Raw genomic sequence first — 241 nt, 5'->3', positions numbered from 1 at the left:
GCTGGAGCAAATACAGATTCAGAGATCATTGGTAAGTTGAAACAAGATGATGTAATCGAAACAACACACCAAGTACAAAATGACTGGATTCAATTTGAATATAACGGAAAAACAGCTTATGTTCATGTTCCTTACTTAACAGGTAAAGCTCCAGTTAAAGTTCAACCAGCAGTTAAAGTAGAAAAAACAACTAAAGTTCAAGATACAGCTAAAGCAGTAGAAGCAACTAAAGCTCGTGAAG

At 35.3% G+C, this 241-nt stretch carries 1 protein-coding gene; it reads left to right on the top strand.

Annotated elements, in window-relative coordinates:
- On the top strand, positions 1–241 hold a 241-nt coding region (locus MR113_RS27895), incomplete at both ends, for an SH3 domain-containing protein (protein WP_242257520.1).

It is taken from the genome of Bacillus cereus group sp. BfR-BA-01379 (genome assembly GCF_022663605.1).
Lineage (GTDB): Bacteria > Bacillota > Bacilli > Bacillales > Bacillaceae_G > Bacillus_A > Bacillus_A mobilis.
The sequence above is the reverse complement of the archived record's forward strand: the minus strand, read 5'-3'. Positions and strand labels throughout refer to the sequence as shown.